General features: G+C 34.4%; 20 protein-coding genes and 4 tRNA genes. 6 read left to right on the top strand and 18 right to left on the bottom strand.

From position 1 onward, the window contains the following. Positions 1 to 4: 4 nt before the first annotated feature. The 5 genes from GJV77_RS09940 to GJV77_RS09960 form a co-directional block, all read right to left on the bottom strand. Entirely contained in the window at positions 5 to 1,357 is a 1,353-nt protein-coding gene (locus GJV77_RS09940) for an exonuclease domain-containing protein (RefSeq protein WP_155036207.1), read from the bottom strand. Between the two features lie 18 nt (positions 1,358 to 1,375). After that, the gene (locus tag GJV77_RS09945; protein WP_155036208.1) at positions 1,376 to 2,047 is read right to left on the bottom strand and encodes a YggS family pyridoxal phosphate-dependent enzyme; all 672 of its coding nucleotides are present in this window, start codon (positions 2,045 to 2,047) and stop codon (positions 1,376 to 1,378) included. 12 nt (positions 2,048 to 2,059) lie between these two features. Continuing rightward, positions 2,060 to 3,277, bottom strand: coding sequence for a DUF1015 domain-containing protein (locus GJV77_RS09950; protein ID WP_155036209.1), 1,218 nt, complete (start codon positions 3,275 to 3,277; stop codon positions 2,060 to 2,062). A gap of 68 nt (positions 3,278 to 3,345) precedes the next feature. Continuing rightward, the gene (locus tag GJV77_RS09955; RefSeq protein WP_155036210.1) at positions 3,346 to 4,233 is read right to left on the bottom strand and encodes a 3-hydroxyacyl-CoA dehydrogenase family protein; all 888 of its coding nucleotides are present in this window, start codon (positions 4,231 to 4,233) and stop codon (positions 3,346 to 3,348) included. 27 nt (positions 4,234 to 4,260) lie between these two features. Next, positions 4,261 to 5,226: a Gfo/Idh/MocA family protein gene (locus tag GJV77_RS09960; RefSeq protein ID WP_155036211.1), complete on the bottom strand. Its 966-nt coding sequence runs from the start codon at positions 5,224 to 5,226 to the stop codon at positions 4,261 to 4,263. 325 nt (positions 5,227 to 5,551) lie between these two features. Here GJV77_RS09960 and GJV77_RS09965 point away from each other — a divergent pair, with 325 nt between their 5' ends. Then, positions 5,552 to 6,193, top strand: a complete 642-nt coding sequence (locus tag GJV77_RS09965; protein WP_162521604.1) for a protein-L-isoaspartate(D-aspartate) O-methyltransferase — start codon at positions 5,552 to 5,554, stop codon at positions 6,191 to 6,193. A gap of 39 nt (positions 6,194 to 6,232) precedes the next feature. On the opposite strand, the gene smpB is transcribed toward GJV77_RS09965, so the two are convergent. From smpB to GJV77_RS10005, 8 genes are all read right to left on the bottom strand, one after another. Further along, positions 6,233 to 6,685, bottom strand: coding sequence for an SsrA-binding protein SmpB (gene smpB, locus GJV77_RS09970; protein WP_155036212.1), 453 nt, complete (start codon positions 6,683 to 6,685; stop codon positions 6,233 to 6,235). 94 nt (positions 6,686 to 6,779) lie between these two features. After that, positions 6,780 to 7,367: a porin family protein gene (locus GJV77_RS09975; protein ID WP_155036213.1), complete on the bottom strand. Its 588-nt coding sequence runs from the start codon at positions 7,365 to 7,367 to the stop codon at positions 6,780 to 6,782. Positions 7,368 to 7,931: 564 nt separating this feature from the next. Further along, a tRNA-Tyr gene (locus tag GJV77_RS09980) sits at positions 7,932 to 8,012 on the bottom strand. A 46-nt stretch (positions 8,013 to 8,058) separates the two neighbouring features. Next, positions 8,059 to 8,139 (bottom strand) — tRNA-Tyr (locus GJV77_RS09985). A 45-nt stretch (positions 8,140 to 8,184) separates the two neighbouring features. After that, positions 8,185 to 8,265: transfer RNA gene (locus GJV77_RS09990), tRNA-Tyr, on the bottom strand. Between the two features lie 45 nt (positions 8,266 to 8,310). Then, positions 8,311 to 8,391: transfer RNA gene (locus GJV77_RS09995), tRNA-Tyr, on the bottom strand. 146 nt (positions 8,392 to 8,537) lie between these two features. After that, a complete protein-coding gene (gene kdsA / locus GJV77_RS10000) occupies positions 8,538 to 9,356 on the bottom strand; it encodes a 3-deoxy-8-phosphooctulonate synthase (RefSeq protein WP_155036214.1) in 819 nt (272 codons plus the stop codon). A 16-nt stretch (positions 9,357 to 9,372) separates the two neighbouring features. Further along, the gene (locus GJV77_RS10005; RefSeq protein WP_155036215.1) at positions 9,373 to 9,936 is read right to left on the bottom strand and encodes a DUF4199 domain-containing protein; all 564 of its coding nucleotides are present in this window, start codon (positions 9,934 to 9,936) and stop codon (positions 9,373 to 9,375) included. 169 nt (positions 9,937 to 10,105) lie between these two features. On the opposite strand from GJV77_RS10005, the gene GJV77_RS10010 reads away from it, so the two are divergent. The 3 genes from GJV77_RS10010 to GJV77_RS10020 are packed head-to-tail and all read left to right on the top strand — an operon-like array spanning position 10,106 to position 13,626. Beyond that, complete coding sequence (locus GJV77_RS10010; RefSeq protein ID WP_155036216.1) at positions 10,106 to 10,612, top strand: SixA phosphatase family protein; 507 nt, start codon at positions 10,106 to 10,108, stop codon at positions 10,610 to 10,612. Then, positions 10,593 to 12,698, top strand: coding sequence for a polyphosphate kinase 1 (gene ppk1 / locus GJV77_RS10015; RefSeq protein ID WP_155036217.1), 2,106 nt, complete (start codon positions 10,593 to 10,595; stop codon positions 12,696 to 12,698). The genes GJV77_RS10010 and ppk1 overlap by 20 nt, the downstream gene beginning before the upstream one ends. A 16-nt stretch (positions 12,699 to 12,714) precedes the next feature. After that, complete coding sequence (locus tag GJV77_RS10020) at positions 12,715 to 13,626, top strand: Ppx/GppA phosphatase family protein (protein ID WP_155036218.1); 912 nt, start codon at positions 12,715 to 12,717, stop codon at positions 13,624 to 13,626. Positions 13,627 to 13,629: 3 nt separating this feature from the next. Here GJV77_RS10020 and GJV77_RS10025 read toward each other — a convergent pair whose 3' ends face one another. Beyond that, positions 13,630 to 14,385, bottom strand: a complete 756-nt coding sequence (locus tag GJV77_RS10025) for a TIGR02757 family protein (protein WP_155036219.1) — start codon at positions 14,383 to 14,385, stop codon at positions 13,630 to 13,632. A 3-nt stretch (positions 14,386 to 14,388) separates the two neighbouring features. Beyond that, complete coding sequence (locus tag GJV77_RS10030; RefSeq protein WP_155036220.1) at positions 14,389 to 15,057, bottom strand: ABC transporter ATP-binding protein; 669 nt, start codon at positions 15,055 to 15,057, stop codon at positions 14,389 to 14,391. A 258-nt stretch (positions 15,058 to 15,315) separates the two neighbouring features. Between GJV77_RS10030 and msrA the strand changes: the two genes are divergently transcribed. Further along, positions 15,316 to 15,864: a peptide-methionine (S)-S-oxide reductase MsrA gene (gene msrA, locus GJV77_RS10035; protein WP_155036221.1), complete on the top strand. Its 549-nt coding sequence runs from the start codon at positions 15,316 to 15,318 to the stop codon at positions 15,862 to 15,864. A 135-nt stretch (positions 15,865 to 15,999) separates the two neighbouring features. Further along, positions 16,000 to 16,422, top strand: a complete 423-nt coding sequence (locus GJV77_RS10040) for a hypothetical protein (protein ID WP_155036222.1) — start codon at positions 16,000 to 16,002, stop codon at positions 16,420 to 16,422. A 42-nt stretch (positions 16,423 to 16,464) separates the two neighbouring features. On the opposite strand, the gene GJV77_RS10045 is transcribed toward GJV77_RS10040, so the two are convergent. The 3 genes from GJV77_RS10045 to GJV77_RS10055 form a co-directional block, all read right to left on the bottom strand. Next, on the bottom strand, positions 16,465 to 17,001 hold the full coding sequence (locus GJV77_RS10045) for a DMP19 family protein (RefSeq protein ID WP_155036223.1): 537 nt from the start codon (positions 16,999 to 17,001) through the stop codon (positions 16,465 to 16,467). Between the two features lie 68 nt (positions 17,002 to 17,069). Beyond that, on the bottom strand, positions 17,070 to 18,134 hold the full coding sequence (locus GJV77_RS10050; RefSeq protein ID WP_155036224.1) for a nucleoid-associated protein: 1,065 nt from the start codon (positions 18,132 to 18,134) through the stop codon (positions 17,070 to 17,072). A 50-nt stretch (positions 18,135 to 18,184) separates the two neighbouring features. Continuing rightward, positions 18,185 to 18,730 carry an IS1096 element passenger TnpR family protein gene (locus tag GJV77_RS10055; protein WP_155036225.1) on the bottom strand — a complete coding sequence of 182 codons (546 nt, stop codon included), beginning with the start codon at positions 18,728 to 18,730 and terminating at the stop codon, positions 18,185 to 18,187. Positions 18,731 to 18,763 lie beyond the last annotated feature (33 nt).

Consider the following 18,763-nt stretch of genomic DNA (forward strand, 5'->3'; position numbering starts at 1 on the left):
TACTTTAAAAACGCGTTAGCTTATAATCTTTCTTTTTGTTTATATAATTCAGAATTATATTCCTATTGTTTCTATTGAAACTGATGCTTGTAAGGTTGCCTTGTAAGCGTTCAATAGATGAATGAATCTGATAGTTTAAGTCAAAGAAGCAATAACCTTTAAGTTTACCTTGTTCTAGAACTATGGCACTTTTCTCTTCTACTTTTCTTCCTTTGCTTATAATAAAAACATTTCCTTTATCGATATTGTAATCTGCTAAAGCTTCTTGTAAGCGGTTATTATAAGTTGTATTATCTAATTCAAGTGTTACTGTAAAGTTATCTTCTGTATACTTTTTGCTTTTCTTCTCATTGATAATATCAACATAGTATGGCAGTTCTAATTTACTGGTGATACTTTGAACAAATCTTTTAGCCTCTGTGGGAGAGGTAAAAGCCATTATATTGCGTTTTCTGCCGTCGGTTTTTTCAATTGAGAAATAGTTGAAGCCATTAATATTAGTTTTGATATACAGCGAATAAGGGAATACATTCTTCTTGCTTACACGATTATATTTCGGTTTATTAATATTAACTTCTTCAGTCTCTTTTAGTAAAGCAATAAGTTCATTTCCAGTTCTTTCAAAAGTGACGGTATAGGTTTCTTGTTGAATTTTTGAAAATACCTTATTATCACTAGTAAAGTGTTGAAGCACTTTCTTTTTGATATTTTGACTACGTCCGATATAAATGATTTGACCTTCTTCATTGTGAATATAATAAATACCAACTGATGAAGGAAGGTTGTCAATGATATCTAAGAATTTAGGATTAATACCAGTCTTAATGTCTGATTTGATCATCGACTTGAGAATAGTCTTTTCGTGATCTTTAGATAAGAGTAATTGAAATAACTTTAGTGTAGCCATTGCATCTCCATTAGCTCTATGTCTATCAGCGATAGGAATACCTAGTGAACGAACTAGCTTTCCTAAGGAATAGGACTTAGCTTCAGGAAGAAGTTTTTGAGAGAGCTCTACAGTACATAATGTTTCCCGATGAAACTCATAGCCCAATCGTCTAAACTCTGTTCGTATGACTCTGTAATCAAAATCTGTATTGTGAGCTACTATAATACAATCTGTTGTAATCTCTATGATTCGCTTAGCTACTTCATGAAATTTAGGAGCTAGTCTAAGCATAGCGTTGTTTATACCCGTAAGTTTTACAACAAAGGGTTGTATTTCAATTTGAGGATTAACTAAGCTGATGAATTGGTCAACAATTTTCTCACCATCGAATCTATAGATGGCAATTTCTGTAATTCCTTCTTCGTTAAACTGTCCTCCAGTTGTCTCTATATCTAAAATTGCGTACAAACTGATCTGTTGTATTAATTAATAATTTCGGTGTCCAAATATACTACTGCCAATTCGAACCATCGTACTACCACATTCAATAGCTAAAGTATAGTCATTACTCATTCCCATTGATATTGTTGTTAGTTTTAAAGAGGATAGAGCACAATACTTTTCTTTAATAGAGTCGAAGGTCTGCTTAAGAGCAGTAAACTCTTGTCGCACTATTTCTTGGTCATCTGTAAAAGTAGCCATTCCCATAAGTCCATGTATCTCAATGTTTCTTAGTTGTTTAAATGCCTCGCTTTCTAGTATTTCGATTAGCTCTTGATTATCTAATCCAAATTTAGTGTCTTCTTTGGCAATAAACATTTGAAGTAAACAAGGGATTATACGATTGTTCTTTTTAGCTTGTTTATCTATTTCTTCGAGTAATTTAAAACTATCTACACCATGTATTAACGATACAAAAGGAGCCATATATTTGACTTTATTTCGCTGTACATGACCGATCATATGCCATTGAATATCTTTGGGTAGTACTTCGTATTTTTCTGCCATCTCTTGGATTTTATTCTCTCCAAAGATGCGTTGTCCCGCCTGATATGCTTCTTGTAAATCAGATACAGGCTTGGTTTTAGATACTGCCACAAGTGTAATATCTGTAGGTAAACTTGCTTTTATGTTGTTTAAATTATCCGCTATACTCATTTTTCTCTTACATTAGATTTCATAAATTAATAAACCATTCATAAACTTCGGTTCAATATAGGTGCTTTTTGGAGGCATAATTAAGTTGTTTTCTGCTACTTCTTTTATTTCCTCTACGTTAGTAGGGTATAGCATAAAACCGACTTCATATTCTCCATCATCTACCATTTCTTTGATAGTCACAATAGATTCGTTACCTGGGATGTAGTCGATACGAGCATCATTGCGCAAGTCATCCAACCCAAGAATAGGGTGCAGAACTTCATCGTATAAGATCTGTGCATCTAGCTGTTGGAGAATATCATTGGTTCTCTTGGTGTTTCTCAACTTCAATGAATAAAAGTCGCCATCGAGATACATACCAAATTCCATCTTTTGTGTAGGTTTCCACAACTGTTGTTCTTTATTTTTAATAATAAACTTTTGTTCCAACAATTCTAAAAACTCTTCTTTGGTATAATTATTCAAATCGTGAATAATTCTATTGTATTCGTATATTTTAAGGTTTCGCTCAGATATTAAATAGGTCATCACTGAATGGTTATGACCTTTTAGGTTTTCTGGATCTTCTTCTTGGAGTAGGTTAGCAGAGGCAAAGCGATGATGTCCATCGGCTATATACATGCGATCTACTTGCTCAAATTGCTCACATAACCAAGTGATATCCTTATCGTCTTCAACTCTCCATAGGGTATGTCTTTGCTTGTCTACAGTGCTGAAATCGTAAATAGGACGAGTGGTTTTACACTGATCAATCCAATGATTTATATGTTCTTGATCAGGGTACATCATTAATACAGGCTCTGTATTGAATCTTCCATAATCCAAGTATTCTTTGAATAACTCAACGCGATATTCTAGTGTGTCTTCATGTTTGAGTATCACATCACTGCGATAGTCTTCTAAAGTTGTTCCAGCAATTATACCTGTAAATACATGGTGTCTTGTTTGGATTTGATACAAGTAAAATATAGGCTTGTCTTCTTGCACTAGTATATTTTCCTTTTTAAAGTCTTTAAGCTTGGCTGCAACCATTTTAAAGCGCTTATCGCTTGTTACCTTTTGTGGGTTAACATAAGCAGGGTGTAATACGTGAAGAAAAGAAAAAGGGTTATAATCTATTAGATAAGCTAATTCTACTGCTGAATAGTCTTCGAAAGAGCGACAACTTACCAAGCTAACTTTATCTCTAGTTGGGCGAATGCCTTGGAACGGAAGTATTTTTGCCATTTATTGATGGTGTGATAATCACTAGATAAGCATGTATTATACCACTTATCTAGTGATGTTAGTATTTGTTATGCAAACATTTTTGCTACTTTCTCAGCTTTTTTGCTTTCAGAATAGTCATAAAACCCTTCTCCAGATTTTACTCCTAATTTTTTAGCCATAACCATGTTTACAAGCAAAGGACATGGAGCGTATTTAGGATTTTTAAATCCTTCATACATTACATTTAAGATAGATAGGCAAACGTCTAATCCAATAAAATCTGCTAATTGTAACGGTCCCATTGGGTGTGCCATACCTAACTTCATTACTGTGTCAATTTCTTCTACACCAGCAACGCCATTGTATAGGGTTTCGATTGCTTCGTTGATCATTGGCATTAAGATACGGTTTGCTACGAACCCAGGGTAGTCATTTACCTCTGTAGGTACCTTGTCTAGTTTTCTAGATAAGTCCATGATCACTTTTGTTACCTCGTCAGAAGTACTGTATCCACGAATGATCTCAACAAGCTTCATGATAGGAACTGGATTCATAAAGTGCATTCCAATAACTCTTTCTGGGTTTTTAACCACAGAAGCGATTTGCGTGATTGAAATAGAAGAGGTGTTTGATGCTAGGATAATATCTTCAGAACATACTTCACTTAATTCTTTAAATATATTTAGTTTTAACTGTACGTTTTCTGTTGCAGCTTCAATAACTAAGTCAGCATTTACTACACCGTCTTTGATTTCAGTATGTGTAATGATGTTTTCGATTGTTGCTTTTTTGTCAGCTTCAGTTATAGTACCTTTTGAGATCATGCGATCAAGGTTTTTAATAATTGTATTCATACCTCTTTCAATTGCTTGTTCAGAGATGTCGATTAAGAATACAGTAAACCCTTTTTGTGCAAAAGTATGTGCTATTCCATTTCCCATAGTACCTGCACCGATAACTGCGATATTTTTCATATTATAGTATAATTTTATGTTAGTTTATTATTTGTCAAATGCATCAATGATCTGATGCGCTAAACGCAATGCTGCTGTTCCATCTTCTAAGGTAACAATTGGAGTTGTCTTATTGATGATCGCATCGTGAAAAGTTTCTAATTCATCTAAAATAGCATTATTTTGATGAATTTCAGGGTTGTCGTAATAAATTTGTTTTTTAACTCCCTCTGCGTTTTGGAATATCAAGTCAAAATCCCCAGGAACTTCAGGTGCTTCTTTCATTTTTACTACTTCACAAGTCTTCTCTAAGTAATCTACAGAGATATAAGCATCGCGTTGGAAAAAACGCGTTTTTCTCATGTTTTTCATTGATATACGACTAGAGGTAATATTAGCGACACATCCATTTTCAAACTCTACTCTTGCATTAGCGATATCTGGAGATTCACTAAGAATAGAAACTCCACTAGCACTTACGTGTTTTACGGGAGATTTCACCACACTTAAAATAGCATCAAGGTCATGAATCATCAAATCCAGTACTACAGGCACATCTGTTCCTCTAGGGTTGAATTCTGCTAAGCGGTGTGTTTCAATAAACATTGGGTTTTCTATCTTTGATTGGATTGCTAAGAATGCAGGGTTAAATCGTTCTACATGGCCTACTTGTCCATATACATTGTACTTCTTTGTCAATGCGATTAATTCTTCTGCTTCCTCAACGGTTGTCGTGATAGGCTTTTCTAGGAATACGTGCTTGCCAGCTTCTATAGCTTTTTTGGCACAGTCGAAGTGTGAAAGGGTAGGGGTTACGATATCTACAACGTCTACTGCATTGATAAGGTCTTCAATAGTATCGAAGGGTTGATATCCAAATTCAGCAGCTACTTTGTCTGCATTTTCTTTAAAAGGATCATAGAATCCTACTAAATTATATTTCTCTGATTGGTTTAACAGGCGTAAGTGAATCTTACCTAAATGACCTGCTCCCAATACACCAACTTTTAGCATGTCTATATATTTTCAACAAAAATATAACTTAATTTATGTATCGCATAAAAAATGGCGATAAACTTTGACGTTATCACTTATTGAGTTGTTGAAATAGTTAACTCTTTTGCATTGTAAGTTGACTGTTATATATCTTCAGTTCGACAAAGTGCTTGAAGGGGTTGATTGGTTAGTTAATTGGCTTGCTGTATAAAGAGAAGTCAGGAGTAGCTTTTGCCGTGTGAATAGTAGGGAAAGATCCGACTTAAAAGAGCTTACAAGGCCAAAGGAAGGCGTTTTTGTTGTAAATATTGTGTAAATTAGCGGAAATTTAATACTACGTGCTGTGATAGATTCACCTAAACACCAAGGGTTGCGCAATCGATTAGCGGAAGCCTTAAAAGAAAAAGGTATTGTAGATAATGCTGTGTTAGATGCAATTAGGGTTATTCCTAGGCATTTGTTTTTAGACTCGAGCTTTGAGGGTTTTGCTTACCAAGATAAAGCTTTTCCTATAGGTGCAGGACAGACTATCTCGCATCCCTACACGGTTGCTTTTCAATCCCAACTACTCCGGGTAAAGAAAGATGATAAAATATTAGAGATAGGGACTGGGAGTGGTTATCAGACAGCTGTACTCGTAGCAATGGGGGCTCGTGTGTATAGTGTTGAAAGGCAAAATGAATTGTATAAGAAGACAAGTTATCTTTTGCCGAGGCTTGGGATTCGTCCAAAGCTAATGACTTTTGGTGATGGATATAAAGGACTTCCTGGTTATGCGCCATTTGACTCAATCATTGTTACTGCAGGCGCACCCTTTATTCCTCAGCCATTGATGGAACAGTTGAAAATAGGAGGGCGTTTGATTATACCTTTGGGTGAAGAAGTGCAAATAATGACTGAGTTGGTTAGGATTAATGAAACTCAGTTTGAAAAATATGAATACGGGGACTTTAAGTTTGTTCCTTTGTTAGAAAATAAGAATTAATAAAAAAGCTTCCCTTGTCTAAGGGAAGCTTTTTTATTATTAAAATGATTTTTTAAGACGGTCAAGGTTGATTTTATTGTCTCTATCTTTAATCGTTTCGCGTTTGTCGTAATTCTTTTTACCACGGCATAGTGCTATTTCTAATTTAGCTAGTCCGCGATCGTTTAAGAACAGACGAAGGGGAACGATTGTTAGTCCTTTGTTTTGAACGCTTTTATTAAGGCTTTTCAGTTCTTTCTTGTTTAGCAGTAGTTTTCTTTCGGTTTTTGCTTTGTGATTAAAGTGTTTGCTATGTGCATATTCTTCAATTTGTGTGTTAATGGCAAATAATTCGAGGTCTTGAAACTCACAAAAGCTTTCAGCTATACTAGCTTTACCTAAGCGAATTGATTTAATCTCCGTCCCAGTCAAAACGATACCAGCAGTATATTTGTCTAAAATCTCATAGTCAAATTTAGCGCGTTTGTTTAATATATTTATTTTCTTCTGCATGGTGCAAAAATATTATTTTTAAATGAAATCTAATAGCAAAAAAAGAGTTGCTACAGCAAAGTAACAACTCTTTCTTTAATCCTTAAAATTTATCTTATAAAAAGAAGAATCCTACTGAAACTAGCCAAGTATTTGGTTTTGTTTTAAAATCTTTACTTACGTTGTTGAATCCACCGTCATAAGAAACATCTAGTGTAAATTGAAGCACATCAATACCAGCACCAACGCGATATCCGATATTTGACTTGTCAAAATTTTTGAAAGTATTATCGATGTCGTGTTTGTCAAAGTTGTCACCTACCATACTTGTGTAAACACCTCCGGCGAATGCACGTAAGTTGAATAAGGGTGATTTGATGATTTTATGACCAAAGACAACAGGTACTTCGATGTTTTTCATTTTAGTAGTTGTCGTTCCTTGTGTATTCGTAAAGTCAACATTCTTTTCAGAGTAAAGCATTTCTGCTTGAAGATAAGATTTTTTAATGTCAAATCTAGCCATAGCTCCTAAAGCAAACCCTGTAGCTGTTTTGCTGTTGTAGTCTTTTAATGACGTGGACATATCAGTGAAGTTAGCTCCAGCTTTAAGACCTACATGGAATGGTGAAGGAGACTGAGCATAAGTAAATAAACTACCTAGGGTAAAAAGTGCAGCTAATGCAAATGATTTTCTCGTTTTCATAATTAAGTTATTTTTATACAAACATAAATAAATGTTTGTTGACCACCAAGAAGTTGATTGCTGTAGATAATATTGTTTGATTGTAAAAATATTTATATTTATAGTTTTATTTAATATGTTTATACGTTTTTTGTCTGATTTTAAGTAAAAAAAGAGATTTTTTTAGAGTAGTCGATGATAGTAATAAAAAGACTAAAGTTCTGTTATAAATAGCTGGTTATTTATATTGAGAGTTGTAGTGGTGTTTTTTTGTGTTGGTTTTTATTATCTGTATAGATTCTTGAGGTATAGCTGCAGTATGCGTGCACATTCCTTGCTAAGAAAGGTGTTCTGGGCTAGTAAACCTGAAGGAAACTGCAGGTATTCTGGACGCATTGGTTGTTAGGATGATGTATTTAACGTGTAAAATAAGGGTAATGTATTTAGTTTTGATTGAAGAGATAGGGGGAAGAGAGGTTATTGTGGATATTAGAGGAGGTAGTTTGATAAGGATTTTTTTAGGTGGTTTGTATCAAGCTGAGATGTATAAAAAAAGCCTTTCAGTTTTCTGAAAGGCTTTTTTAGTGGGGAGAGCAGGATTCGAACCTGCGAAGGTTTCCCAACGGATTTACAGTCCGTCCTCGTTGGCCGCTTGAGTATCTCCCCTCCGGTATTTTAAAATATGATGTTATGATCTGAAATAGAACATTAGTGGGGAGAGCAGGATTCGAACCTGCGAAGGTTTCCCAACGGATTTACAGTCCGTCCTCGTTGGCCGCTTGAGTATCTCCCCTCCGGTATTTTAAAATATAATGTTATGTCTATAGTAGAACGTTTGTGGGGAGAGCAGGATTCGAACCTGCGAAGGTTTCCCAACGGATTTACAGTCCGTCCTCGTTGGCCGCTTGAGTATCTCCCCTCCGGTATTTTAAAATATAATGTTATGTCTATAGTAGAACGTTTGTGGGGAGAGCAGGATTCGAACCTGCGAAGGTTTCCCAACGGATTTACAGTCCGTCCTCGTTGGCCGCTTGAGTATCTCCCCTAAGCTTGTCGCTTATCTTTCTGTTAAGAACGGTGCAAAGATAGTGCTGTTTCCCTAATCTGCAAGCGTTCTGTTATTTTTTTTATAAGAATTATTAAGGTGTAATTGCTAAACCTTTGGTTATAAAAAAACTAGATTTGTATTTTTTACAAATTATTTATTGTTTGACGAATTGCAACAAGCTTAGTCATTAAGTTTTCGAAATGATCTAAGTGTAACATATTTGCTCCATCGCTCATAGCATGAGCTGGGTCAAAGTGAGTCTCTAAGAAAATACCATCTACACCAACAGCGATTCCCGCTTTAGCAATCGTTTCGATTAAGTCAGGTCTTCCTCCAGTTACTCCAGAGCTTTGATTTGGCTGTTGTAGAGAGTGTGTGATATCAAGTACAGTTGTTCCGAATTGCTTCATAGTCGGGATTCCACGGTAGTCAACGATCATGTCTTGATAGCCAAACATAGTACCTCTGTCTGTAAGCATTACATTCTCATTGTTGCAGTCTAGTACTTTTTGAACAGCGTGCTTCATGCTTTCTGGGCTCATAAATTGTCCTTTTTTTAGGTTTACTGTTTTTCCAGTGTTAGCAGCAGCAACTACTAAGTCAGTTTGTCTAACTAAGAATGCAGGGATTTGAAGAATATCTACGTATTCAGCAGCCATTTGAGCATCGCTTACTTCGTGAATATCAGTTACGGTAGGAACACCAAATTCTTTGCTCACTTTTTGTAGGATTTTCAAAGCTTTTTCATCACCAATTCCTGTAAAACTATCTATTCTAGAACGATTTGCTTTTTTGAATGACCCTTTGAATACATAAGGGATTTTTAGTTTGTCTGTTACTTTAATGATTGATTCTGCGATGCGCATAGCCATCTCTTCGCCTTCAATAGCACAAGGTCCAGCTAATAAAAAGAAATTATCAGCATCAGTATTCTTGATTTGTGGGATATTATTTAAGTTCATGGGTATCTGAATTAGATTATCTATTGTAATTTTTTCGTTTATTTTTCTTTACTTTAACTACTTCTGCTTTTTGTGAAGCATTTTTTTTAATTAAATCGATATTCCTTGTTTGTGAAAAATAGGAAACAATTGCTATGATGACTACACCGAATGACAAGTTGTTCGTAACACCGTTTCTTAGGAAAATATCAAATGATGCGCTTTTTTGTGCTTCTTCTAACGGTATATTGGTTTGACTAACAATTGCTTGTGTTAAAGTATCCATGAAAGAAGGAGTAACTTGATAAAAAGTGATGTATTGAATCAATGGGTAAAAAAATGTAATGAGGATACACATCACTAGTCCAGAAAGGAAAGCTTTTTGCCAAGTAATCATACCATCATAAAATTCTTTTTTCTTTTGTCTAATCCCTAACCAATAGAAAATTATTAGAATAAAATTAAAAAGTATTTCTAACAGGACTTCATATCGAATCTTTTCTATGTCATGAAAACCTAGTGATTTTACGATAAACATCCATACAAGAGCAGCAAGAGTTGCTATAGCAGCCCACTTAAATTCAATTGAGAAGTTTCTCATTTTCCTATATTAAAATTAAAACTCAAAATTAAAGTTTTTATTTTAGAGTATAAAATGTATTTTGTTTTGATTTTTTTTCTTATATTTAGAGTAAGAAGTGATAAGTTGATATGTAATAGTGCCTTATTTTAATTAATCAAAAAAAATAACCTCTAAAAAATGATTTATTATGAAAACAATTGTTTTGATTAGACATGCTAAATCTTGTTGGAATACAACGTCAGATGATAAGACAAGACCGTTATCAAATAAGGGAGTACGCGATGCTCATTTGGTATCACAAGAATTGATTAGGTATCTGCCTTCAAAATACATTGTATGGTCAAGTGAGGCGAAAAGGGCAAAGGAAACGGCTATTATCTTTGGTCAAAATATGGAAATTAACTTAGACTGTATTTTGTATAAAAAAGAATTATACGTATTTGAGGAACAAGAGCTGACTAAAGTCATAAAAAAATGTAAAAATGAACATGATGCATTAATTCTTTTTGGACATAACGATGCTATAACAAATTTTGTTAATAAATTTGGTAACGAAACCTATGATAAAGTTCCTACTTCAGGGTCTGTGATTATACAATTTGACACGGACAATTGGGAGGAAATTGATGTAGGAGAAATAGTATTAACGTTGTTTCCAAGAGATTTAAAAAGTGATGAGCACAAGTCCGCTTAAATACCATTATATTGATAGAGAGAAGAGTTGGTTATCTTTTAATGAGAGAGTATTGCAGGAAGCTGCAGACTCAACAGTCCCTTTACTAGAAAGATTGCGTTTTATTGGTATTTTTTCTAATAACCTAGATGAATTTTTCCGTGTGCGTTATGCGACAATCCGCCGAATGACTTTGATGGGTGAGAGTAATCGAAAATTGGGTAGTGGAGAAATTGTAAAGAATTTACTTCAAGATATAACCAAGCGAGTGATTGAGCTTCAAAATGAGAGTTTACGCATTTTGACAGAAGTAGAATCTAAGCTTGAAGAGCAAAATATATTTATTGTAAATGAGAAAGAGATAAACGAAAAGCAACAGGTATTCGTTAAGGAGTTCTTTTTACACAATGTATCACCAGACTTAGTAACCATTATTCTGAGTGATTTGGCGCAGTTTCCTTTGTTGAGAGATACGCATGGTTATTTAGTGGTGAAGTTAATGCTAGATGACAAATTAGTAGAGAAGCATCAGTCAGGAAAGATAAGAAAGGCTGTGTCGCCTGTTCGCTATGCTATTATAGAGATCCCGAATATAATCAATCGCTTTGTGGAATTGCCATCAGATGGCGATAAGAAGTATATCATCATGGTAGATGATATTATTCGCTACAACTTAGATTCTATCTTTAATATTATCGACTATACTGCTGAGGCTGCACATATGATTAAGATTACTCGTGATGCAGAGTTGGATTTCGATACAGATTTACACAAATCATTTGTAGAGAAGATTTCAAGTGGGGTGAAAGATAGACGAGACGGAGCAGTTGTTCGATTTGTTTATGACAGTGAGATGGAGGACGAGACACTGAAATTCTTATTGGAAAATATTGAGATTGAGTTGAATGATAGTATAATTCCAGGAGGAAGGTATCACAACAGACGTGATTATATGGGGTTTCCGAATATGGGAAGAACGGATTTAGTATATCCTAAATTAGTACCAGTAGGTGTACCTGATTTAAGTCTTGAAGATAGTATTATTCAGCAAGTACAAAAAAAGGACTATATGGTGTATACGCCTTATCAGTCGTTTTCTTATTTAGTAAAGTTTTTAAGAGAGGCAGCGTTAGATCCTCAAGTTTTGTCGATCAAGATAACGCTGTATCGATTAGCAAAGAATTCGCAGATTATTAGTTCGCTAATTAATGCAGTGAAGAATGGGAAGAAGGTAGTGGCACAGATTGAGCTACAGGCTAGATTTGATGAGGCAAGTAATATTTACTATTCAGAATTAATGCAGTCAGAAGGCGTGCAATTAATCTTTGGGGTTAAGGGATTGAAAGTTCATAGTAAAATATGTGTAGTAGAACGTTTAGAGAATAGAAAGGTTAAACGTTATGGGTTTATTTCTACAGGTAACTTCAATGAAAGCACTAGTAAGATATATACAGATGTAACGCTATTTACGAGTCATAATCAGATTATGAAAGATGTATCGAAAGTATTTGAGTTTTTGCAAGTAAACTATCGCGTACATAAGTATAAGCATTTATTGGTTTCTCCGCATTATACACGCAAGGGCTTTTATAAGTTAATTGATCGTGAGATTAACAATGCAAAGCAAGGTCTGCCAGCCTACATTCGATTAAAGATGAATAGTTTGTCCGACTTGAAAATGATAGATAAATTATATGATGCTAGCTGTGCAGGTGTTAAGATACAATTGATAATAAGAGGTATTTGTTCGTTAATACCAGGTGTACCAGGCATGAGTGAGAATATTGAAGCTATTAGTATAGTGGATAGGTTTTTAGAACATTCAAGAGTATATATTTTTGGAAATAATAATCAACCAGCTGTATATATATCGTCTGCAGACTTTATGACGCGTAATTTAGATGAACGGGTAGAGGTAAGTTGCCCTATTTATGATGAGGATATCAAACAAGAATTAATCGATACCTTTGATATTGGATGGAAAGGAAATTATAAGACGCGTATCCAAAGTGGAGACCTAGCGAATAAATATCGAGATATAAGTGAAGGAGAAGTGTTTCACTCTCAAAAGGAAATGTACAAATACTATCAAAATAAATTAAAATAATACGAAAGAGAATTCTATGCTAAAAATAAAAAAATACGCTGCAATTGATATTGGGTCTAATGCAATGAGGTTGTTAATCACAAACATTGTTGAAGAAAAAGGGAAGTCTACTATTTTCAATAAGAGTTCGTTGATTCGCGTCCCAGTGCGATTAGGTCAAGATTCATTTACTAAAGGAGAAATTAGTGAGGAGTCAAAGTTGCGTATGATTGATTCTATGAAGGCATTTTACTTATTGATGAAAGTAAATAAGGTAGAGCGTTATATGGCATGTGCAACCAGTGCGATGCGTGAAGCAGATAATGGCCAGCAAATCGTAGAACAGATATTTGAAGAGGCAGGTATAAAGATCAGTATTATTGATGGGGAGAAGGAAGCGAGTATCATTGCTTCGTCAGATTTGAAGTATTTTTTAAAGACATCTACCAATGTAATGTATATTGATGTAGGTGGTGGGAGTACAGAGTTTACTATTTTTTCAGATGGGGTGCAAGTGGCTTCTCAGTCATTTAGAAATGGTACTGTACGCTTGCTTAACGATATGGTAACCAAAGCTGTTTGGAAAGATATGGAAATCTGGTTGAAGGAGAATACAAAGGATTTAAAGGATTTGGTAGTTGTCGGTTCAGGAGGTAATATTAATAAAATATTCAAGATGTCATCAAAGGCGCAAGATAAGCCACTTACTTATAGTTACCTTGTGCAGCAATATAATCGCCTAAGAGAGATGACATATGACGAGAGGATATCAGAATTAGGATTGAATCCAGATCGTGCAGATGTAATTATACCTGCTTTGCGGATTTATTCTAACGCGATGAAATGGAGTAATGCAAAGCAAATCTATGTGCCAAAAATAGGAGTGTCTGATGGGATTGTTAAAGCAATCTATTACGACAATGTCAAGCTAGATTATCAAACAATATAAGAATTAGAATTTTTCAATAGCTCCAAGACCAAATAAAGCAAAGTCATATTTGGCAGGGTCGATAGGATCCATTTGACGCAAAACCTTATCTAATTCAGTTAGGGCTTTTGCGTCATTTTGTTTGCGGTTTAACATACCTAGTTTACGAGCTACATTACCTGAATGTACATCTAACGGACATGAAAGTAGGCTAGGAGATATCTCTTTCCAAATACCTAGATCTACTCCAGCATTGTCTGTTCTGACCATCCAGCGAAGAAACATGTTGATACGCTTAGCAGCTGATCCTTTTAAAGGGTCAGATATATGCTTTTGTGTGCGAGGTAAGTGTTCAATTTCAAAGAAAGTCTTTTTAAACTCTGAAATCTTTAATTGCAAGTTTGCATCAGTTACAAACATAGCTTCTAGTCCGTGATGATTGCGGTATAGATTCTGTAGGGCAACGATAAAAGTAGCGAAGTCTATTCCATTAAAGGTTCTGTGGACAAAAGTAGCAAGGCTATCCAGTTGACTTTCTTTGTGGTTCATCACAAAGTCGTAAGGAGAATTACCCATAAACTCCATCATGCGATGTGCGTTTTTTATAATCATTTTACGATTTCCCCAAGCTATAGTAGCACTCAAAAAGCCTGCTATCTCTATGTCTTCCTTACAGGAGTATAGGTGAGGTATCTGAATAGGGTCATCAGTGATGAAACTAGGGTTGTTGTATAAAGTTGCTTTTTCGTCTAAGAATTCCTTTAAGTCAGTAAAGTTCATTGTTTATTCCTTTGAAATAATTTTACCATCTATCATGGTTAGTTTTCGATCGGCCATATTCGCTAATTCTTCATTGTGAGTAACAATGACGAAGGTTTGTCCAAATTCATCTCTCAATTGAAAGAATAGCTTGTGTAAGCTTTCTGCAGAATGTGTGTCTAGATTTCCAGAAGGTTCATCAGCGAAGACTACTTGTGGTTTGTTAATTAATGCTCTAGCTACGGCTACACGCTGTTGTTCACCACCTGATAGTTCAGATGGGTAGTGCTTGATACGATGAGAAAGACCTAAATGAGTAAGAAGTTTGATTGCTTCTCTTTGAATTTCAGTTTGGTTATTACCAGCAATTAACCCTGGAATACATACATTTTCTAAAGCAGTAAATTCAGGAAGAAGTTGATGGAATTGAAAGATAAAGCCTAAGTTAAGGTTTCTAAATTTAGAGACTTCCTTATCGTTTAGTTTAAGAATATCTACATCATTGATCAACAAAGATGTTTGATTGTCTTTTCTAGGGTGGTCTAGCGTACCTAAAATCTGTAGAAGTGTTGTCTTTCCAGCTCCAGATGCTCCCACGATAGATACTATTTCTCCTTTTTTGATGTGTAAATCAACTCCTTTTAAGACTTCTAGCTCGTCGTAAAACTTGTGAATATTAGTTGCTTTAATCATACTGTATCAAAACTTAATTGTCTGGCTAAAATAGTGATTTTATACAATATCCTTCTTGTCAAATGTAGGTTAATTCGATTCGTTGTTCTAAATTGATAAAAAGAGAGGTTTACTTTGTTTATAGTAAACGGAGAAAGGTGAGTTGTAGGCCTTATTTAGTAGTAAGTTTTAAAAAATGATAAAGGATTATAGGTAGTTGTATTTTGTTATCAATAGAAAAAGAAATACTTTTAATTTAGAATTTTCAAAATAATAATTATGAGCGATACAGGTATAGTAAAAAAAGCAATATTAGCAGGAGGGTGTTTCTGGTGTACAGAAGCAGTTTTTAAGAACTTAAAAGGAGTGTTGAGTGTCTTACCTGGTTATATAGGAGGTCATGTCGAAAATCCAACGTATGAGCAAGTATGTACAGGGGACACAGGCCATGCAGAGGCTATTCAAATAGAATATAATGCTAATGAAATTAAATACAATCAACTGTTAGAGGTGTTTTTCTCTACTCATAACCCGACAACGTTGAATCGCCAAGGAGAAGATGTAGGGACACAATATAGAAGTGAGATATTTTATTTTGATCAAGAGCAATATAGCATCGCTAAGGAATATATGGATATCCTTACTCAGGAGCATGTTTATGATATGCCTATAGTTACAGTATTGTCACCAGCTACGCAGTTTTATGTAGCAGAGGATTATCACAAGGATTATTTTGCATTAAAAGGAGATGTGAATCCTTATTGTCAGATGGTCATCAAGCCAAAATTGGAGAAATTTGCGAAAGAACATCAAGGGAAATTAAAATAGTAGTAAGTATTGTCAACTTTTTTTATATCTAAGGTGGGAATGATTTGGTTAAATCATAAAATTTTACTAAATTTATGATAGTTAAAAATAACGGTATTAAAATAATTTAATCTATTAACCCCAAAAAGTTTAGTTATGAGAAAGATATTTACTATTCTATTGATGGCATTAGCTTTTGTAGCTTGTAAAGATACAAAGCAGAGTAAATCGTTAGGCGATCAGAGAGCAGGAGAAAGTGTGATTGGTTATTATTATAGTTTTGTGATGAGTCAGCAGTTTGATTCTATTGCTAACTATGTAGATGATGATAGTTTTACAGATCAACAAGTAGCCGATTTATTAAAGGTGATTAAAGAGAGAAAAGATAGTTTGGGTACAGTACAAAGTTTCAAAATGACTGATTGGAAACTAACCGAACAAAACAAAAAGGAAAAAACAAAAGATTTCTATTTCGATTATGAGGTAACTTATGCTAATAAGACTACCAAGGAGAGAGTTTTCTTAGAAAGAGATGGAAAAGAGTTGAAGATTTCTAAGATTGAGTTTGATGTGCAATAAGCTGTACTAAACAAAGTATTTATAAAAGGAAATCCCCGAGAACTATTGTTCTAGGGGATTTTCTGTATTACAGAAGTCTGTAATTATGCTTTGCATTTCTTCTATCGTAACGGCCTTTAAGTCAGGGTGATTGCGCAACCAGTTTTCATGGTCTGCTTTTAAATCAGAGGTAAATGATTTGTGCTGCTGGTCCTCAAGCTGTGAAGCAATATCTTTTAAGCTTCCCTCTTTTGCATTTAAGAATTTATCTAGTTTTATTTTACTGAATAGTTTTACTTTTCGTATTTGCTTTTCAAAGAATTCAGTGTATTCTTGATTACCAATGGCTGAAAGCCCAGCATGGGTAATCTCTATCAGTTCAATCTCCCATTTGGTTTTGTATATATAGCTCGCTAGTCCATCTTGCTTTAGAGTGGTGAAGAAATAGTCTACACAATAGCTACTGAAAGCGTCTGGGTGCAACTCATCATCATTTACCTCAGAAGCGCGTAGATAATTAATCACTGAGATGTTTGAGTTAATTAGATCATTTGTTTGATAGGCGTTCTCTGATACTAGGATATATTGAAATTCTCTCATAAGGAATAATTTATATGGATAACAAAAAGGCTATTCAAATCGAATAGCCTTTTATTGGATATATTGTATTAAGCTTTTTGCTCTTTGTTGAAGTAAACTAAGTAATAGTACATTTGTTTCTCTTCGTCCCATCCTTTTTCTACAAATTTATCAGCACTCTCAGGGTTGATAAAGTCAAGTTTAATTTGAATGTTGGTATCAAGATTAATAATGTTCTTAATCTTTTTACGCGCATCTGTTACTGCATTATTAGCAATAGGGAAGTTACTCACATCTTCGATACTGTATTTCTCTGCCTTGTCAACTTTGTAATTTTTAAATTCAGCTGCTAGGTCTGGATTCTCAATTACTTCGTTGATGAAGTTGCTTTCTTCAAACTCATCATTTTTAGCAAAGTAGTTTACAGAGCGGTTCATAAACATTACTTCTTCTTTTTTATCTTCTGCAGGTAATACTACATCTTTAGCGAAGTCTTGACAGAACTTTAAATATTTCTTAGTCATGAATGCTTCGTCTTGGAAGATATCTACAGACAAGAAGTGCTCTAACCAATAACGAGTATCATATTTGTTACTGTCAATAGTTAAGATTTTATAACCTTCTTCTTTTTTATAGTTAAAGATAAGACAGCCTTTATCTAACTTATTCAGGTTGATACCTTGTTGTAGAATCATATCTAGATTTGACCCTTTTTCTTCAAATTGTAAAAAGTCTGCTTTGATCTCACTTTTGAATATACCAATAGCATCAACTGTATTGTTGTCGATTGATACATTGGTTAAGTAAGTCACGTACACCTCTCCATTTTTGATGTGTGGGTGATTCGATTGTTCGAATAAGTGTTTGGTTATTTTTTGAGATACTTCATGTGATTTCTCACGTGAAGGAGCATTAAATAATTCGCTTGCATAGTTGAACATTTCATTGAATTCTAAATCAACGTCATGTGCAAACTGGTAAAAGCTCTCTTCTTTTTCGCGGAATGGCTTGAAGAAGTATTCTTTTAATAAGGGAGCTATTTCGTCATTTAGCTTATATGGATCTTCTGATAAGAAGAAAGCTTCATTTCTACTTTTATTTCCAACTCTGTGTATAGAAAGTGTCTCTATATGAGCATTAAATAAGTTGATCATTGCAAAAAATTATATATAAAGTTTAACCTGTATAGGCGTGTAAATAGGTTTTAGTTCCAATTGTCTTCGTATCCGAAGTCTTCAAAACTATCATCACCACTAAACATATCAAAATCTTCGTCATTAAAATCATCGTCAAACTCCCCGAAAATATCTTCATTTGATACATGGGTAGCTGTGAATGATTGTGTAGGTATCGAATCAGGTAATACTCCATGAGAGAAAAGTAGCTCAGGATACGCGACTCCTGGCTCTTCTTCTTCAATAGCTCCTAATTCAACAAAGAAAGTAAACATGTTTAGAAAATCATAGACATAAATTATTTTAGTGTTATCCTCGTCTAGTACACTATTAAGCGTTGTAGAGTGCATTGTCTTTGCTTTTTGATCTTCTCCCATGTCGAAAAGTGAAATCTCTTCTTCTAATTGAGCCCACTGATCATCGCAAGCATAAAAAGAAGCTGCTTCCATTCCATCAAATCCAAACGCATTAACAATAGCATTGTGTAAGTCTTCTAAACTACTGTCATCTAATATCGCTATATCTCTAAAAATATCTTCTTCAGTATCAAGGATTACCCTAAATTTATAAACCATAATTATCTTGTGAGTTAGAGAGCAAATTTAAAC

The organism is Myroides pelagicus (assembly GCF_009711055.1).
Classification (GTDB): Bacteria; Bacteroidota; Bacteroidia; order Flavobacteriales; family Flavobacteriaceae; genus Flavobacterium; species Flavobacterium pelagicum.